Here is a 17301-nt window from a genome sequence, read left to right as displayed (position 1 = left end):
GCATCCCGCAGTCAGGTGCGACAGGTTGTAATCAATTGTTCGGGCGCACACATCGTTCAGGCAACTTGCGCAACTTGTCGCGGTCAAAGGCTAGACCGCGGCACGCGTGGCGAGTGGATCGAGCTCACCCAGCAGCTGCGCTGCTGCCCGCAAATCCTGAGTCGCGAACCCTTCGGTGAATTTATCGTTGATCGGCGCGAGTCGCTGGCGGGCTTCTATGCCATGACCTCGTCGAGCCTGAATGCGTGCGAGATCCAGCGCTGAGCGCAGTTCCCATGACGGCGCGGACTGTCGACGAGCGATCGTGCAGGATCGAATCAGCAGACGCTCGGCCTGCGCTTCGTTTGCCTCCGACATGGAAAGCAGCGTCCGAGCCTGTAGACGCAACAGCTCAGGCAAGAGCACAGCTTCGGCGCGATTCGCAGCGTCGCGTCGCGCATTGCGGATGACGCCGAGCGCTTCTTCCGATCGGCCCATCGTCGTCAATCCCTCCGCCAGCCAGCACGCGATGAAACTTCCAATGACGTTTTGCCGCTCGTCCTTCATCTGCTGGAGAGCCGTCTGGACCATCGGCGTGCCTTGCGCCGCCTCGTTGCGCCCAATGAGCAGTGCGCCGCGCATCGCGACCTCGCTCGAGTGGAAAGGCTTGAGCACGGGCCAATGCGTGTGATTCACCAGCTGTTCGAGCACGTCCTGCGCGGCATCCCACTCGCCGCACCACAAATACACAGGCGTCGTGAACATCAGTGCGAAACAGGTATCGAGCGGCTTCCCTGATCGGAGCGCCGTGGTGGCCGCGCGGCGGGCAGTCTCCATCGCTCGATCGGGAAGCCCTGAGAGCCACAAGGTGCGGGACTGGGTGATCAACCCTCGCACTCGGTGATCGTTGCCGCACAGTTGCAGACTTCGCTCGCCTGCCTGATCGAAGCCGGCATCGAAGTGACGTTTCGCGGCCGCCTGATTGCCCCGGAAATGTCGAGCGACGCCTTGCATCAGATCCGAGATCGCGAGACAAGTCACATCGCGAGCTTGCTGGGCCACGACATCCCATTCTTTCGCCGCGGTGAGCGCGCCACGAAAGTCGGCGACGCGCGTTAGAAACAGATGGCGTGTCGCGAGCATTCGCAGGCGCTGCGACGGCTCGTCCTGGGGATGTGCGAGCTGCAGGCCGCGGGCGATAGCGGTCAACACGTCTTCGCTATTTCCTCGCATCCACATGGACGAAATCGCCCAGGTGCTTTGTAACAGCATCTCGCGCCGGCTGCCGCGTGTGTTGTCATCGAGGGCACCAAGCCCGGCGGCGCTCCATTTGTAGGCTTCACTCAACAAGGAGAGCTCGAAGAACACCGGCGCAGCGGCCGCGGCGAGGTCGACCGCCAACGCTGCATTTGCAACTTTATCGTCTTGAGAAAAACACCATTCGAGCGCGGCGCGAACGTTGCCAAGATGTTCTCTCAGTGCATGTGAACGGCCCGTGTACTCGAGGTCGACCTGTCCACCGTGGGTTGAATTGAGGAGCGTCGCGAAGTGCTCAGCGTGGCGTCGTGCAGTGAGCGTGGACTCGCCACTTTCCTGCAGCTTTTCCCGAGCATAGATGCGCGTCGTTTCGAGCAGCCGATAGCGCTCGGTGCGGTCGTCGCCGACCTGCGCGGACATGAGCGACTTGGCGACCAGCGCATCGAGTGTGTTGAGCATCGCGGCCCGATCCGACTGCCCGCCGCGTGCGATGGCGCAGGCCGCCTCGAGCGTAAAGGTACCGACCAGAACCGACAGCCGGCGCAGCGCAAGTTGTTCGGCCTCGGGCAGCAGTCCATAACTCCAGTCGAGCAGGGCACGCAATGTTTGATGACGGGGCAGAGCGGTCCGTCGTCCGTGCCAATCGAGACCGAGATTCTTGTTCAACAGGTCGGCGGTGGCCGCGATACCGTGACTGCCGACGCGCCCCGCGGCGAGTTCGATGGCGAGCGCGATCCCTTCGAGCCTGCCGCAGATGCCGGCAACAATCGGTGCGTTCTCATCGTCCAGTTTGAAACGATGGCCGCTGGCGGCCGCGCGTTCCATGAACAGCTGCACCGCCGGGAACTGCAGCACGTCGACCGCTTTCATGCTGGAGTCGGGCGAGGGGCTTGCGAGTGCCGGCAACCAGCAGGCGTGCTCGCCTTCGACGCGCAGCGCCTCACGACTGGTGGCGAGAATGTGCACGCCCGGCGCTTGTCTGTAGATGGTTTCGAGCAGCGTTGCGACCGCATCGATCACGTGCTCGCAGTTGTCGATGACGAGCAGCATGCGCAACGTTCGCAGATACTCGATGAGGGTTGGCATCGCGTCCGCGGTCTGCACCGATAAGCCCAGCGAGGCAGCGACGGTGGCGGCGACGAGCTTCGCGTCTTCGATGGCCCCGACATCGACGAAACACACCACGCCCGAGAACTCTTTGAGCATGTCGTGCGCGACGGCGATAGCGACCGTGGTCTTTCCCATGCCGCCTGGACCGATGATGGTGATGAAGCGCTCGGCGATCAGGTCATCGCCGATCTCGCGCACCATCAGTTCGCGGCCGACCATGCCGCTCAGTTTCGAGGGCAGCAGCAGTCGTTTGTGGCCAACATCGGGAAACTCGGCCAGCGCCGTCGGCGAGCTGGCCGCGGCGTCGTAGGTAACTTGGGCAACGAAACAATAGCCCTGACCGGTCACATTTTCGATGTAACGCGCGCCGCCATTGCCGTCGCCGAGCGCTTTGCGTAGCGCGCTCATGTGGACCCGAAGCGTGCCGGGACTGACCACGAGATCGCGCCAGACGTGGGCGATCAAGTCTCTATGACTGACGATCTCGCCGGAGCGCGCCACCAATGCGATCAGGATGTCGAGCGCGCGGTCCCCCAGCGCGAGCGGCACGCCGTCCCGCTCGATCACGCGAGCGATCGGTGACAGTCGAAACGGCCCGAACGCTGTGATCCCGCTGTGTGAAGCATTCATGACACGGGCATCGGGTGCAGGAGGCAGTGAGGATAGCTCGGCGGCTCGCAGTTGCAACCCCGGGCGGTTTACGCGGTTTAACGCTGTTGAACGCCACTGAACTTGGGAGACGCACGCGGCGGTGAGACAGTCCTCGCACAGATCCACCCCATCCCAAGGAGCCGAGCAGTGAACACCATCACCAGTAGAGACGGCACACAGATCTATTACAAAGACTGGGGCCGCGGGCCGATCGTCACGTTTTCGCACGGCTGGCCGCTCAATGCCGATGCGTGGGACGGGCAGATGAACTTCCTCGCGCAGCAGGGCTTTCGAGTGATTGCTCACGACCGGCGCGGGCACGGACGTTCGGAGCAAGCATCCTCGAACAATGACATGAATGGCTACGCCGACGATCTGGCTACGGTCATGGATACGTTGGATCTCAAGAGCGTCACGATGGTGGGGCATTCCACCGGCGGCGGCGAAGTGGCGCGTTACATCGGTCGTCACGGCACGAAGCGAGTTGCTAAGGTCGTGCTGATCGGAGCGGTGCCGCCGATTCTGTTGAAGAGCGAAACGAATCCCGACGGGCTACCGATCGAAGCGTTCGACGGGCTACGCGCGGCGCTCGCGAAGGACCGGGCGCAGTTCTACAAGGAATTTGCGATGCCGTTCTTCGGCGCCAATCGCGAAGGCGCGAAAGTCTCGCAGGGCACGCTCGATCAGTTCTGGCTCTGGAGCATGCAGTCCGGGCTGCGCAATGCGTACGAATGTATCAAGGCGTTCTCGGAAACCGACTTCACCGAGGACTTGAAACGTATCGACGTGCCGACGCTCATCATGCACGGCGAGGACGATCAGGTCGTGCCCGTGAATATCACAGGCCGCAGATCGGAGAAGCTGATCGCGGGCGCCAAGGCGATCTACTACGCCGGCGCACCGCACGGCCTGACCACAACGCATCAGGATCGGATCAATGCCGATCTGCTCGCCTTCCTTCGTAGCTGAATCCTGGAGTGAACCATGAACAATCCAACGTTCTCTATCGCGCTCACCGGCGTGGTGCCCGCGACCTGCGATTCCGAAGCCGGCGACAGCAGCGGCGCCGATCTCAAGATGCGCTCCGCGATGGCGGAGTTATGTTCCGCCATCCGGAGTGCGCTCGACGAAGAGCGCGGCTCCGCCGAGGACAGCCTGCGACGGGCCGCTGAAATCCTTCGGGAGATGGGCGCGAATGCTACGGGCCCCGAGCCGGCGCGGGGCGGCCTGGCCCCCTGGCAGATTCGAAAAGTGACCAGCTATATCGAGGCGAATCTGGATCGCTCCATCCGAAACGAAGAGCTGGCCACGCTGGTGCGCTTGAATCCATCGCACTTCGGTCGTGCGTTTCGCAACAGTCTCGGCGAGCCGCCGCACGAATACGTGATTCGTCGTCGGGTCGAGCGAGCCCAGGGGCTGATGCTGTCGACGGATGCCACTCTGAGCGAGATCGCCCTGGACTGCGGGCTCGCGGATCAGTCGCACTTGACCCGGCTGTTCCGCCGCTTCGCCGGGGAGAGCCCCCGTGCCTGGCGCCGGGCCCGCATCGGCTGGAGCGGGGCCTCCGCCACATGAACTGGGGGAAATGTTCCACTCAAGTGTCCTAGTTGCGAAGACGCCCGTGCCGGAGGTATGGCAGGGCGGGCGCGACAGTCCGATGAGGTATTGATTGGGGGCGTCGTTCGGCTCAAAGTTGTCCACGCACATGCCGTCGAAGACCCCTCACGCCCGCTTCTCCAGTTTCGTCACCGAAACCCGCTCGGGGCTGCTCCGTTATGTCCGCCGGCTGATCCGTTCCAACGAGTCGGCCGAGGACATCGTGCAGGAGGCTTACGCCCGCACCCTGGAGCAGGGCGATGAAGTGCGGACACCCAAGGCGTTCTTGTTCGTGACCGCGCGCAATCTGGTCTGGAACGCGCGTCGTCATCAACGCGTGGCCGAGACCGATTCGGTGGCCGACATCGACGATCTGGGCGCGCTTCACAGCGATGGCGCCTCGACCGAGGACGGCCTGGTTGCGGATGAGGCGGCAAGCCTGCTGAAGGCGGCGATCGAACATCTGCCGCCGCAATGTCGGGCGGCGTTCGCGCTGAAAGTGTTCAACGCGTGCTCTTACAAGGAGATCGCGGATCAGTTGGGTATCTCCACCAAGACGGTGGAAAAGCACATCTCGCGGGGACTGCGTGACACGAACGCATTTCTACGTCGCCGCTATGGGGATGTGTCAGGACGGCAGGAGACGGACCGCCATGAGTGAAGTTCATCGGCTCCCGAGTGTCGAGGATGCCGAGCGCGAGGCCAGCGACTGGATCGCGCGTTTACAATCCGACGACGTGAGTGCGGAGGATTACGCACGCTTTGACGAATGGCGCCGGGCCAGCGCCCGGCATGCGCGTGCTTATGACGAGCTGATGGGCACCTGGCGGGAATTCGTGTCTGCCGGGCGGACGGTGCGGGCAGTGTCGTTTGGTAACGCCATGCAGTCGGCGACTCAAGCGCCGAAGAAACGTCATGGAGCGGCGCTGGCTGCTGCTGCGATGATCTGCGCGATTGCGTTGTTGAGTTGGTGGCATTTGCGCCTGCCGGCCACGTTCGCCACGGATATCGGTCAGCAAGCGTCGATCAAGCTGTCCGACGGCTCGGTGCTCGAGCTCAACAGCAACAGCGCGGTTCGAGTCGAGTACAGCGACGGCGCGCGGGTGATCCGACTGGATCGGGGCGAAGCGTTCTTCACGGTCGCTCACGATACCTCGCGGCCGTTCTGGGTCGTCGCCGATCGAACATGGGTGCGAGCGGTCGGTACCGCGTTCAATGTCTATCGTCGCGAAGGCGATGTGCGTGTAACAGTCAGCGAAGGGCGAGTGAAGGTGGCCGCGGGTACGCCTATCGTCGATGCGCCTTCCGACGGCGCGCTGTCCCAGATGCCAACATCGCAGCTGGACGCCGGGCAACAGGCGGACTTGCGTGGCCCGGTCACTCATATGCGTGCGCTTGCTGTTACAGACGTTGCGCGTGAAGTGTCATGGCGCGGCGGGACGGCTTACTTCGAGGATCGGCCGCTGCACGAAGTGGTCGATGAGTTGAGCCGTTACACGCCACTGCGGATCGAGTTGAGCGAGCGCACTCGCGAGTTGCGGGTGGGCGGTACGTTTAGAACCAATCCTCAAGGTGTCGATGCGCTGTTGAGCATGCTGCGCGATGGCTTCGGCCTGCAAGTGCGCAGCGAGGGCGACGATAAGATTTACGTCGACTGATCTCACGCATCAATACAACTGATCTATTCGGAATGGGGGGAAGGGGACCTGCCGCGGTTCTTGGTCATCAAGGCGGTTCATCAGATGGACCGTTTACGACATGAACAAGAACGGGGAGACAGGTCGATGAAGCAGAAGACTGGTACCGCTGGCACAGTCCGCGAGAGTGTCCGTCGCACGTTACAGGCAAGCGTGCTGGCGACGGCGCTCGGAATTTCCGCGACTGTATTCGCGCAGGCCGCGCAGCCCATTCAATTCAACATTCCCGCGCAGCCGCTGAAGGCTGCACTGAAGGCGTTCGCCGATCAGGCGAACATGCAGCTGCTGTACAACCCGGAAGTCGTCGACAAGCTGACGGCGCATCCGGTGCGCGGCGAGATGCCGAAGCAGGACGCACTGTTGCGACTGCTGGACGGCACCAACCTCGAAGTGGTTTACAGCCAGGACAACGCCGCGACCATTCGTCCGCGCCAGATGACGCCCGTGTCGAGCTTGAACGCCGGCGACGCGCGCTTCACTCGCACCGCCGCCGTGACATCGGGCGGACCTGCGGAAATGAGCAATGCCTCCGAATCGAGCAGCTCTGCGGACACGGCCGAGCACGAATCCACCAACCCGGCACTGCGTGGCGTGCCTGAAATTCTGGTGATGGGCTCGCGCTCGGTGAACGTCGACATCGTGCGCACTCAAGACGACGCACAGGCGTATTACATCTTCGACTCCGGCAAGATCGAGCAGTCGGGTGCGGTGAACGTTGAGGACTTCCTGAAGCGTGGCTTGTCGATGAACAGCGCCGCGTTGACTTCGTCGCAGCAGTCCGCGAACTTTCGCGGCAATAGCAGCACGATCAACCTGCGTGGCCTGGGCGACAATCAGACGCTGGTGCTGATCAACGGTCGTCGCACGGCGAGCCCCGGCTTGTTCAGCGGCACGTATCAGCCCAACCTCAACAGCATTCCGCCGAGCGCCATCGAGCGTATCGAAGTGTTGCCGTCCTCGTCCGCCGCGATCTACGGCGGCAGTGCCGTCGGTGGTGTCGTCAACGTCGTGCTCAAGCGTGGCTTCGAAGGCGGCGACGTTCGCGGCACCTATGCAAATGTCATGGACGGCGATGCGCCAACCAGCACCATCGGTGGCAGCTATGGCTTTTCTCTGGAGGAGGGCCGGACGCACATTTCCTTCAGCGGTCTTTATTCCGAAGGCGACACGCTGACCAACGCGGATCGTCCGGAGCTGTTGCAACGGGGCGTTGCCCGGATCCGGCAAAACAATCCGACGTTGCTGTTCTCGCGCACCAGCCCGTTCTTCGGTGCGACCACCAATATCGGCTCGGCCACCACCGGCAACCTGATCCTGGACAATGGCACGCCGCTGAGCTCGACGATCACTTCCATTCCGGCCGGCTACACCGCCACGTCGAATCCTGCGCTGCTGGGAACGAGCGCCGGCTCGTACAACACCAACTTGCCGAATACCGCACATCCGACCACGGGTCTGCGACGTTCTGTCGGCTCGGCGCCGGAGCTGAGCACAGTGATGGCGAGCTTTCAGCGCGAAATGACGGATTCGCTGAATGTGTTCGCGGACTTTTACTGGAGCAGCAACACCGCGGTCACATCAGGTTACAGCTCGTTCAACAACGTGCTGACGGTGCCGGCGGCTTCGCCGATCAATCCGTTCCAGCAGGCCGTGATCGTGTCCATTCCCGACTTCTACACCGACGATTACGAGGCCAAGAGTCTCGACCGTCGTGCGACGGTCGGCTTCACGCTCAAGCTGCCCGCCGAGTGGATGCTGTCGAGCGACTACACCTGGAGCGAGAGCCGCATGAAGTACGGCGGCTTCATTTACAGCCTGGTCGGCATGAATGCCGATCTGCTCGCCGGCACGCTCAATCCGTTCGTCGACACGAACGTCGCGCCCCTCGATCTGTCTCGCTATCGCGGCACGTTCGGCAGCTCGCAGGACGGCACGCTGGGTGACATCAACGTGCGCGTGGCAGGCCCGGTGTTCGACCTGCCGGCCGGTCCCGCGATGTTGACCATCGGCCTCGGCTACCGCAAGGAAAGCCTGCGCGACGGCAACTTCCACAACCAGAAGCCCAACTATCCGAACGACTCCCAGTATCGGAAATATTTCGGCCAGTCGCAGACCATCAAGAGCGCCTACGCCGAAGCAAACATTCCGCTGGTGAGCGAGAACATGGATATTCCAGCGGTGCGCTTGCTGGATGCGCAGTTGTCGGTGCGCACCGAAGACTTCTCGATCGGGTCGGGCACGCCGTTTCAATACGTCGAGCCTTCGGCGGCCTCGTTCATCGCCACCAACCAGGAGCGGGTGCGCTTCCAGTCGGACCTGCAATCCACCAATCCCACCATTGGCTTGCGTTGGAAGCCGATCGACGATCTGACGCTGCGTGCCAGCTACGGCACGTCGTTCCTGCCGCCCACCTACAGCCAGCTGGTGCCGGGCAATGTTTCTCTGGTGTTGTCCGCAGGTGTGCCGCAGACCATGAATGTCATCGATCCTCGTCGCGGCAATCAGCTGACCACGATCGAATACACTTCCGGTGGCAATCCCAACCTGAAGCCGCAGGAATCGAAGAACGTCAATGTCGGCTTGATCTTCGAGCCGACGTTCCTGCCCGACTTCCGCATGAACGTGGAGTGGTATCGGCTGGAGCAGGACAACGTCATCGTCAATCCGCCCAACCCGAACATCATCCTGAACAACGAGAGCCGCTTCGGCGATCGTATCGAGCGTGCACCGGTGCAGGCCGGCGACCCGTTCGGCGTGGGTGTGCTGACGTTCGTCGACTACAGCATGTTCAACGCCAACAAGGCCGAGACCGAAGGCGTCGATCTGAGCATGAACTATCGGCTGGACATGGGCTCGCTCGGTGCGCTGGCCATCGGCCTGGGCGGCACCAAAGTGCTGTCTTTCAAGACTCAGGCCGCGCTCGATGCGCCGATGCTGGACATCGTGAATCAGGTCGCCTACACCGGCCCGTTGCAGTATCGAGGCAATCTGTCGATCGGCTGGAGCCGTAACAACTGGAACGCCGGCTGGATGACGACGTACTACGGCAGCTACGACCAGTACAACATCGGCGGCGTGACGACTTACACTCAGGCTCAGGGCAGCAACACCATCCCGAGCCAGATGTATCACGACATCTACGCCGGTTATGAGTTCGACGGCGAAGGCATGCTGGGCGGAATGTCGGTGCTGGCCGGCATCAAGAACGTGTTCGACAAGACGCCGCCGTTCGACGCGTACTACTTGAACAGCAACTACTACAGCCCGTTCGGCGACTGGCGCCTGCGCAACTACTATCTGACGTTGAGCAAGCGCTTCTGATGCGTCTCGCGAAGGTCGCAACGATCTTCGGGCTCCTTGCACTATCGGCGCTGGCGGAAGCTGGCGCCGATAGTCAGTCGCTACCTTTGCAGGGGCACACGCGACCGGTGAGTTTTACGGTCGACGAGGGCACCTGGATCTCGGTGGATCAGACGCCGAACGGCGAACAGGTGGTGTTCGACCTGCTCGGCGACCTGTATCGCATGCCGGCGGCCGGAGGCACGGCCGTGGCATTGACTCGCGGCATTCCTTTCGACAGTCAACCGCGGGTGTCGCCCGATGGCCAATGGATCGCCTTCATCAGCGATCGCGATGGCGATGACAACCTTTGGATCATGCGTCGGTCGGATTGCACGATCCGCCAGCTCTCTCATACTCCGCAAGGGATTGCGATTGCGCCGTCGTGGACGGCGGACAGTCAGCAAGTGCTGGTTGCCGAAGCGACGGCGTATCTGGCGGCGGAGGCGAAGTTCCGTCTGTACTCGCTGTCCGGCGACGTCGTCGATATCAAGGACAAAGACGGCAAGCCGGTGACGGGCTCGGGCGGCGTGCTGTCCCGGGACGGCAAATATCTTTATTTCGCCCAACGCGATCCGGCCGACGAGGCCCGCTATGGCATGCCCATCGCGCAGATTCGGCGGCTCGATCTGGCGCGCGGCACATTGGAAACATTGACCAATGGTCGGGGTGGCGGCACCAAGCCTGTGCTGTCTTCCGATGGCAAGCTACTGATTTATGCCTCTCGCGAAGAGGGCAAGACCGTTCTACGACGGCGCGATCTTACGTCGGGCGCTGATGTGTTGCTGACAGGAACGGTACAACAGGATCGACAGGAATACGGTCGCGTTCTGCGCGGCGATCATCTGCCGGGTTATGTGCTTACGGATCACGATCAATCGGTGTTGTTGAGCGCCGATGGCAAGATTCGACGCATTCGACTGCGCGATGGGATGTCGCGCGACGTTCCGTTCCGCGCGGATGTTTCTTTAGAAGTCGGGCCACAGCTGCACAAACCGCAGCGTGTGGAGCAGGGGCCGGTGATGGCTCGCATCGCTCAATCGCCCAGCTTCTCCCCCGATGGACAGCGCATTGCCATGTCCATGCTCGCCAAGTTGTATGTCATGCCAGCCCGCGCGGGCGCGGCGCCCAAGCGAGTCACACGCGGCGATGCTTTGGAATATCAGCCTGTGTGGTCGCCGGACGGTGAGTGGCTGGCTTACATCGTTTGGTCGCATGACAGCGGACAGATCTGGAAGGTGCGCGCTGACGGCCGAGACGCCCGGCAACTGACTACGAATGCGGCGTTCTATACGGATCTCGCGTTCTCTCCCGATGGGCAGCGCGTGCTCGCCATGCGAGGCAATGCTCGCATGCTGGCGAACACGGCTGAGAGCGCACTGCTGCGGATCCCGCTGGATCTGATCTGGATTCCTGCGAGCGGTGGGGATGCGAATGTGATTGCCGCGTCCTATTCGAGCCGCTATCCCCACTTTTCGAATGACGCCGAGCGGGTTTATACGACGGACGGTCACGGGCTGTATTCCATTCTCTACGACGGCACCGATCAACGCACACACCTGCGCATCACGGGGCGCTTCGACGCTCGAAGCAACAGTCAGCCGACGGCGGAGCGGATTGTAGTGAGCCCGAAAGCCGATGCGGCGCTCGCCATCATTGACAAGCAGGTCTGGTGGGTGAAGTCGCTGCCGCAGGGCGAGCCTAATCTTGCGATCAATGTGCACGGGGACAATCCATCGGCCGTTCGATTGACGGATTACGGTGCGGACTTCTTTGATTGGACGCGGAATGGGAAGGCAGCAGCTTGGGCTGTGGGCTCGACGGTGTATCGCAGGCAGATCGACCGGGCCGATACGGGAGCTAGCATCGGCGCGGGTGCGCGCGAATCCGCCCCGGACGTAGAAGCGATTTCGGTCAAGCTGAGCGTTCCGAGGGCGACTCCCAAAGGAACGTTGGTGCTCCGGGGCGCGAACGTTATTCCGATGTCCTCGCCGAATGGAACGCTGGCGCTCCGAGGCGAGAACGTCGCTCCGATGTCTTCGCAGACGGCCGATGTTGTGACGAACGCCGACGTGGTCATCGACGGCAATCGCATCGTTGGCGTCGGGCCACGAGGCAGCATCGAGTTTCCGGCCAACGCTCGTGTTGTCGATGTCGCGGGCAAGTTCATCGTTCCGGGCTTCATCGACGTTCACTCTCACTGGAAATTCAACAGCCGCGAGATCCAGGACCCGGACAATTGGAGCCTGCGCGCCAATCTCGCCTACGGCGTGACGACGGGTCTCGACGTGCAGACCAACCATGCTGAGAACTTCGTTTATCAGGACATGGTCGAGACCGGACAAACGATCGGTCCGCGTGCCATGATGGTTGGGCCCGGCGTCTTCGGCATCAACAACTACAAGACGTTCGAGACTAATTTCCAGTCTTACGAAGAGACCCTGGCTTATCTGCGCCGCTATAAGCAGGACTATCGAACCAGCAACATCAAAGCGTACCTGCCCGGCAACCGACGGCAACGGCAATGGATCGTGCTCGCGTCGGAACAGTTGGGGCTGATGCCGACGACCGAAGGCTTCGGCGATCCGTTCCTCGCGATCACGCACGCGCTCGATGGCATGCATGGCAACGAGCACGCGCTGATGGATTCGCCGCTCTATGACGACGTGGTCCAGACGTTCGCGCGGACTCAGATCTCTCATACGCCGACGCTTAATATCACGCACTATGGTTTGGCTGGCGTCGAGTATTTCCTGGCGCGTGTCGATGTTCAGAACGATGCCAAGCTCAACCGGTTTTATCCGCGAAGCCGATTGTTGGAGTTGAGCGCGCGGCGTCGGGTCTGGGCGCGAGACGATGAGTTCAGATTCCGAGTGATGGCGGAGCAGGCCGCGAAGATTCAACGCGCCGGCGGGTTGGTCGGTATCGGCAGCCACGGCGAAGTCCAGGGGCTGGGCTATCACTGGGAGCTGCAGATGATGGAAATGGGCGGCATGCAACCGGCCGAGATCCTGCGCGCAGCCACGCGCGACGGGGCGAGGATCATCGGCGTCGAACAAGATCTGGGCTCGCTCGAGAAGGGTAAGCTGGGCGATCTCGTGGTGCTCGAAGCCAATCCCTTGCAAGGGATTGCCAATGCAAACGCTATCAAATACGTGATGCGAAATGGCGTGCTGTACGACGGCGACACGCTGTCGGTAGCAACGCCCGCCAAGGACAAATGAAACAAGTCGAAGCCATCGTCGCTGCTACGACGCTCGTCGCCGCGATGAGCAGCGCCAACCTCTGCCGGGGACAATGAAAGTGAGCAAATGTGGAGTGATGGTCGTGGCGGCCGGGCTCGCCGCCATCACGGGCAGTGCCAACCTCTGCCGGGGACGATGTAAGTGAGCAAATGGGGAATGGTCATGGCGGCCGGGCTCGCCGCCATCACGGGCAGCGCCAACCTCTGCCGGGGACAATGAAAGTGAGCAAATGTGGAGTGATGGTCGTGGCGGCCGGGCTCGTCGCCATCACGGGCAGTGCCAACCTCTGCCGGGGACAATGTAAGTGAGCAAATGGGGAATGGTCTCGGCGGCCGGGCTTGTCGCCATCATGAGCAGTGCCAACCTCTGCCGGGGACGATGTAGTGAGCAAATGGGGAATGATGGTCGCGTCGGCCGGGCTCGTCGCCATCATGAGCAGTGCCAACCTCTGCCGGGGACGATGTAAGTGAGCAAATGGGGAATGATGGTCGCGTCGGCCGGGCTTGTCGCCATCATGAGCAGTGCCAAGGTCTGTCGGGGACGATGAAGTGAACAAATTAGCAATAACGGTCGCGGCGGCGGGGCTGGCCTTCACGGCAGGCAGCGCTTCGGCGGCTGACTACGACGCGTACGCAAAGCGTTTGGTCCGCGACTGGCCGGTGACAGGTATGGCGGTCGCCATCGTTCGCGACGATCGCATCAAATATCTGAAGGGCTTCGGAGTGCGCTCGGCGGAGAGCGGCGGAGCGGTCGATTCGGATACATTGTTTGAATTGGCCTCGATCTCCAAGCCCTTGTCGTCAGCCTTGATCGGCACCTACGTGGATCAGAAGAAGCTCGACTGGTCCGATCATGTCATCGATCGATTGCCCTGGTTTCGGCTGAGCGATCCCTGGCTGACCGCCGAAGTGCGGCTGGAAGATGTGCTGTCACACCGGGTCGGTGTCGAAGTCAGCAGCTGGATGCTGACCGTCCCGGAATTGACGTGGGAAGAGTCAGCCCGACGCTTGCGCTATCTCCCGCAGAAAACACCATTCCGTACCGCCGTCCGCTACGACAACTTTATGTACAGCGTCGGCGGCCTGATGATCACAGAGCGTGGCGACGATTACAGCGCGGCCATGCAGGAGCGCGTGTTCAAGCCGGCGAACATGACCCGCAGCGTCGCCAACTTCGACAAGATCATCGATCCCAAAGGCCTCGCATCCTGTCACGAATGTGAGCTTCCCGACGGCGCGTTGTCGCCTGAAAAAGCCATTCGCGAAAAGAACGTCGCGCTGTTACACGTCCCGACGGCTGATGGCTCCAAGGTCATCTCCTGGCGACACGTCGCATCGACGCCGGCCAGCGCGGCAATGTCGAGCGCGCATGACATGGCGCAGTTCATGCGGATGATGCTCAACAAGGGCGAAGTAGACGGCCGTCGCGTGCTGTCCGAGCATACGGTGAGTGAGTTGCTTCGGCCGCGTGCGTTCGTCGATCCCGAGGACGAAGAGCCATTGAAAGGATACGAGGAGCAGGAGCGACGTATCGCGAAGTGGGTGAGCTCTTATGCGCTGGGCTGGTGGGGCGGTCGCTATGGCGATATCGAAGTCCGCCAGCATGGCGGCACGATGCTCGGCGTCGCGACCAACATGGTGCTCGTGCCGGAACGGAACCTTGGGATCATTGTGCTGACCAATGAACGGGTCGTCGAGAGCGGGCATTCGCTGTCGATGTTGTTTCATCTGCTGGATGTGGAATTGGGATTGAAGCCGCTCGATTGGCCAGGCTATTTCCGCGCAACGCGCGCCCCGGCCAAACCGGCTGAACCTGCCAAAGCAGTGAGCAACCCGTTGGGGCCGAAAATCGTGGGCCAGTATTGCCACGATGTTTACGGCACGGTGTGGGTGCGCGGCGAGGGCGATGTGTTGACGCTGGAGCAAGGGCCCCAGCGCAGCGGCAAGCTGACCTATGTTCGTGACAATCAGCTGGCGTTGCGTTGGAACGGCCCTCGTAATTCAGCGAGGCCGGTGGGTGTGGAGCTCGGCCAGGACGGTCAGGCGACCGCGGTTACTATTGAGCGAGTACGGTTCCCGAAATGCAAAAGTTGAGTCTCTGCGCCGCTGTCGGCGCTACGTTGATGATGTCCTCGGCGGTCGCGAAAAGCCCCCGGTACGAAGCAGAAATCACCCGCACGTCCTACGGCGTGCCGCATATCAAAGCGAAGGATGAGGCCGGCATCGGTTACGGCGTGGGCTACGCCTATGCGCAGGACAATGTCTGTATGCTGGCCGAGGAGATGGTCACCGTAAATGGCGAGCGGTCCAAATATTTTGGCGCCGACGTTGCCAATGGCCCGGACGTGCAGTCAGGCGTCATCTTTGCACTGAACCGCAACTCCGATTTCTATTTCAAGTGGCTCAATCAGCCGTCGCTGGTCAACGCCGCCTGGAAGGAACAAACCTCCGAGGTCAAGGCGCTCCTGCAAGGCTACGCGCGCGGGTTCAATCGTTTCGTCGCCGACACGGGGCGGGCGAATTTGCCCGTGGCTTGCCGAAATGCCACGTGGCTGCGAGATCTGACGGAGCTGGATCTCATCAAGCTGATGCGTCGCTATGCCGCCGCGGCGGGCACGGCGCAGTTCATCGATGCACTGGTGACAGCCAAGCCGCCGGTTGCGACGCGGACGACCAGAGACGCCACGGCGCCGGTGCTGGATAACGACGATCCGGATCGTCAGTCTCTGGCCAGCAACGCAATCGCGCTCGGTAAGGACGCCACCTGGAACGGCCGCGGCGTGCTGTTCGGCAACCCGCATTTTCCGTGGAACGGCATCATGCGGTTCTACCAGATGCATCTCACGATTCCCGGCAAGATCGATGTGATGGGCGCGTCGTTGTCAGGCTTCCCGGTGGTCAACATCGGTTTCACGCAGCACTTCGCCTGGAGTCACACCGTCAATCGCTCGAAGAGCGCGACGCTGTACGCATTGAAGCTCGACGCTACCGATCCAACCAAATACTGGGACGGCAAGCGCACCCGCAGCCTGGTGAAACAAACGTTGTCGATCGATGTGTCGGATGGCAATGGCGGCACCAAACAAGAGAGCCGCGAGTTCTGGAGCTCCGAGTTCGGCCCGGTCCTGCATGTGCCTGGTCAGTTCGAGTGGAGCGCGACCACGGCGTACTCACTGCGCGATGCCAACTTCGAAAACAATCGAGCCGTCGCGACCTGGTACGCGATGAACAAAGCCCGTTCCATCGATGAGCTGCAGAAGGCGACGCAGACCATCCTCGGCATTCCCTGGGTGAATACCATCGCCGCGGACGATCGTGGCAACGCATTGTTCGCCGGTCATGCCGTCGTAGCCAACGTTTCTTCGGAGATGTTGCAGCGATGCGTGGACGAGAAGTATCAACCGCTGATCAAGAGGCGCACCATCGTTTTGCGTGGTGAGGAATCGTGCCGATGGGAGAAGAGTGCGAAGGCGCCGCAGGATGGCATCGTTCCCGGCGATCGCTTGCCGACGTTGCGTCGGACGGACTACGTGCAGAACGCCAATGACAGCGCCTGGCTGGCCAACGCTTCCGCGCCTCTGGTCGGCTTCTCGCCTCTCATCAGCGATCAGGACTATGAACAGGCCGCGCGCACGCGCCTTGGCATTCAAATAGTCGACGATCGACTGCAAGGCAAGGACGGCTTGCCCGGCAACAAGTTCGATCTCAGCAATCTGCCGCAGGTGACGTTCAACAATCGCGTCCACACCGCCATGATCCTGAAGGACGATTTGAATCAGGTGTGCAAGAATGTCGAGCCGGTGACGATCGACTCGAAGCAAGTCGACGTCCAGGACGCCTGCTCGGTGTTCGTTGCGTGGAATGGCACGGCTGAGCTGGACAGCGTCGGTTATCCGCTCGCGAAGGAGTGGTTCGATGAGCTGCGAAAGGTGCCGCAGGTATTCGCGGTGCCGTTCAATGCCGCTGACCCGGTCAACACGCCGCGGGGTGTGAAGCATGACGATGCGGCGTCGGTGCAGACCGTGAAGCAGGGGCTCGCCCGCGCGATTCTCACTCTGCAGAAGCAGTCCATCGACTTCCACAAGCCACTGCGTGACGTGCAGAAGATCAAGCGTGATGGCGGCGACATTCCGGTTCACGGCGGCGTGGGTCGCGATGTTTATAACGCCATCCATCCGCTGCCCGAGGGCGGCCTGTGGTCGGTCAAGCACGGCACCAGCTACCTGCAGATGGTGGGCTTCGACGATAACGGGCCGGTTGCTAAGGGGTTGCTCGCTTATTCCCAATCGACCGATCCGGCGTCGCCTCACTATGTCGATCAGACCCTGCTGTTCGAGAAGAAGCAGTGGCAGACGCTGCCTTTCACGGCGGAGCAGATTCGCGCCGACGCGAAGAGCAGCGCCCGTATCGCCGAGTAGTGAGCTGCGT

At 61.7% G+C, this 17301-nt stretch carries 9 protein-coding genes; 8 read left to right on the top strand and 1 reads right to left on the bottom strand.

Annotated elements, in window-relative coordinates; translation table 11 throughout:
• Positions 1-90: 90 nt before the first annotated feature.
• Positions 91-2976 (bottom strand): ATP-binding protein, encoded by a 2886-nt coding sequence (locus ACFPN2_RS01785; protein WP_380594370.1) that lies wholly within the window; start codon positions 2974-2976, stop codon positions 91-93.
• A gap of 141 nt (positions 2977-3117) precedes the next feature.
• Between ACFPN2_RS01785 and ACFPN2_RS01780 the strand changes: the two genes are divergently transcribed.
• The 8 genes from ACFPN2_RS01780 to ACFPN2_RS01745 all read left to right on the top strand — a co-directional run bounded on the left by ACFPN2_RS01780 (position 3118) and on the right by ACFPN2_RS01745 (position 17291).
• Positions 3118-3966, top strand: coding sequence for an alpha/beta fold hydrolase (locus ACFPN2_RS01780; RefSeq protein ID WP_380595280.1), 849 nt, complete (start codon positions 3118-3120; stop codon positions 3964-3966).
• A 15-nt stretch (positions 3967-3981) separates the two neighbouring features.
• Complete coding sequence (locus tag ACFPN2_RS01775) at positions 3982-4572, top strand: helix-turn-helix domain-containing protein (RefSeq protein WP_380594368.1); 591 nt, start codon at positions 3982-3984, stop codon at positions 4570-4572.
• Between the two features lie 130 nt (positions 4573-4702).
• The gene (locus tag ACFPN2_RS01770; protein WP_380594366.1) at positions 4703-5254 is read left to right on the top strand and encodes an RNA polymerase sigma factor; all 552 of its coding nucleotides are present in this window, start codon (positions 4703-4705) and stop codon (positions 5252-5254) included.
• Positions 5247-6251, top strand: a complete 1005-nt coding sequence (locus ACFPN2_RS01765; protein WP_380594364.1) for a FecR family protein — start codon at positions 5247-5249, stop codon at positions 6249-6251. Before ACFPN2_RS01770 ends, ACFPN2_RS01765 begins: the two co-directional genes overlap by 8 nt.
• A 126-nt stretch (positions 6252-6377) precedes the next feature.
• On the top strand, positions 6378-9611 hold the full coding sequence (locus ACFPN2_RS01760) for a TonB-dependent receptor (RefSeq protein ID WP_380594362.1): 3234 nt from the start codon (positions 6378-6380) through the stop codon (positions 9609-9611).
• Positions 9611-12853, top strand: coding sequence for an amidohydrolase family protein (locus ACFPN2_RS01755; RefSeq protein WP_380594360.1), 3243 nt, complete (start codon positions 9611-9613; stop codon positions 12851-12853). Before ACFPN2_RS01760 ends, ACFPN2_RS01755 begins: the two co-directional genes overlap by 1 nt.
• A gap of 569 nt (positions 12854-13422) precedes the next feature.
• Positions 13423-14967 (top strand): serine hydrolase domain-containing protein, encoded by a 1545-nt coding sequence (locus ACFPN2_RS01750; RefSeq protein ID WP_380594358.1) that lies wholly within the window; start codon positions 13423-13425, stop codon positions 14965-14967.
• Positions 14955-17291: a penicillin acylase family protein gene (locus ACFPN2_RS01745; protein ID WP_380594356.1), complete on the top strand. Its 2337-nt coding sequence runs from the start codon at positions 14955-14957 to the stop codon at positions 17289-17291. Before ACFPN2_RS01750 ends, ACFPN2_RS01745 begins: the two co-directional genes overlap by 13 nt.
• Positions 17292-17301 lie beyond the last annotated feature (10 nt).

The organism is Steroidobacter flavus, assembly GCF_042651805.1.
Classification (GTDB): domain Bacteria; phylum Pseudomonadota; class Gammaproteobacteria; order Steroidobacterales; family Steroidobacteraceae; genus Steroidobacter; species Steroidobacter flavus.
This window is presented reverse-complemented; position numbering and strand designations above follow the sequence as displayed.

What these genes read in the sequence shown, in the direction of transcription:
- ACFPN2_RS01755 (WP_380594360.1), top strand. Translation starts at nt 9,611, where the DNA reads ATGCGTCTCGCGAAGGTCGCAACGATCTTCGGGCTCCTTGCACTATCG.
- ACFPN2_RS01775 (WP_380594368.1), top strand. Translation starts at nt 3,982, where the DNA reads ATGAACAATCCAACGTTCTCTATCGCGCTCACCGGCGTGGTGCCCGCG.
- ACFPN2_RS01765 (WP_380594364.1), top strand. Translation starts at nt 5,247, where the DNA reads ATGAGTGAAGTTCATCGGCTCCCGAGTGTCGAGGATGCCGAGCGCGAG.
- ACFPN2_RS01745 (WP_380594356.1), top strand. Translation starts at nt 14,955, where the DNA reads ATGCAAAAGTTGAGTCTCTGCGCCGCTGTCGGCGCTACGTTGATGATG.
- ACFPN2_RS01770 (WP_380594366.1), top strand. Translation starts at nt 4,703, where the DNA reads ATGCCGTCGAAGACCCCTCACGCCCGCTTCTCCAGTTTCGTCACCGAA.
- ACFPN2_RS01785 (WP_380594370.1), bottom strand. Translation starts at nt 2,976, where the DNA reads ATGAATGCTTCACACAGCGGGATCACAGCGTTCGGGCCGTTTCGACTG.
- ACFPN2_RS01760 (WP_380594362.1), top strand. Translation starts at nt 6,378, where the DNA reads ATGAAGCAGAAGACTGGTACCGCTGGCACAGTCCGCGAGAGTGTCCGT.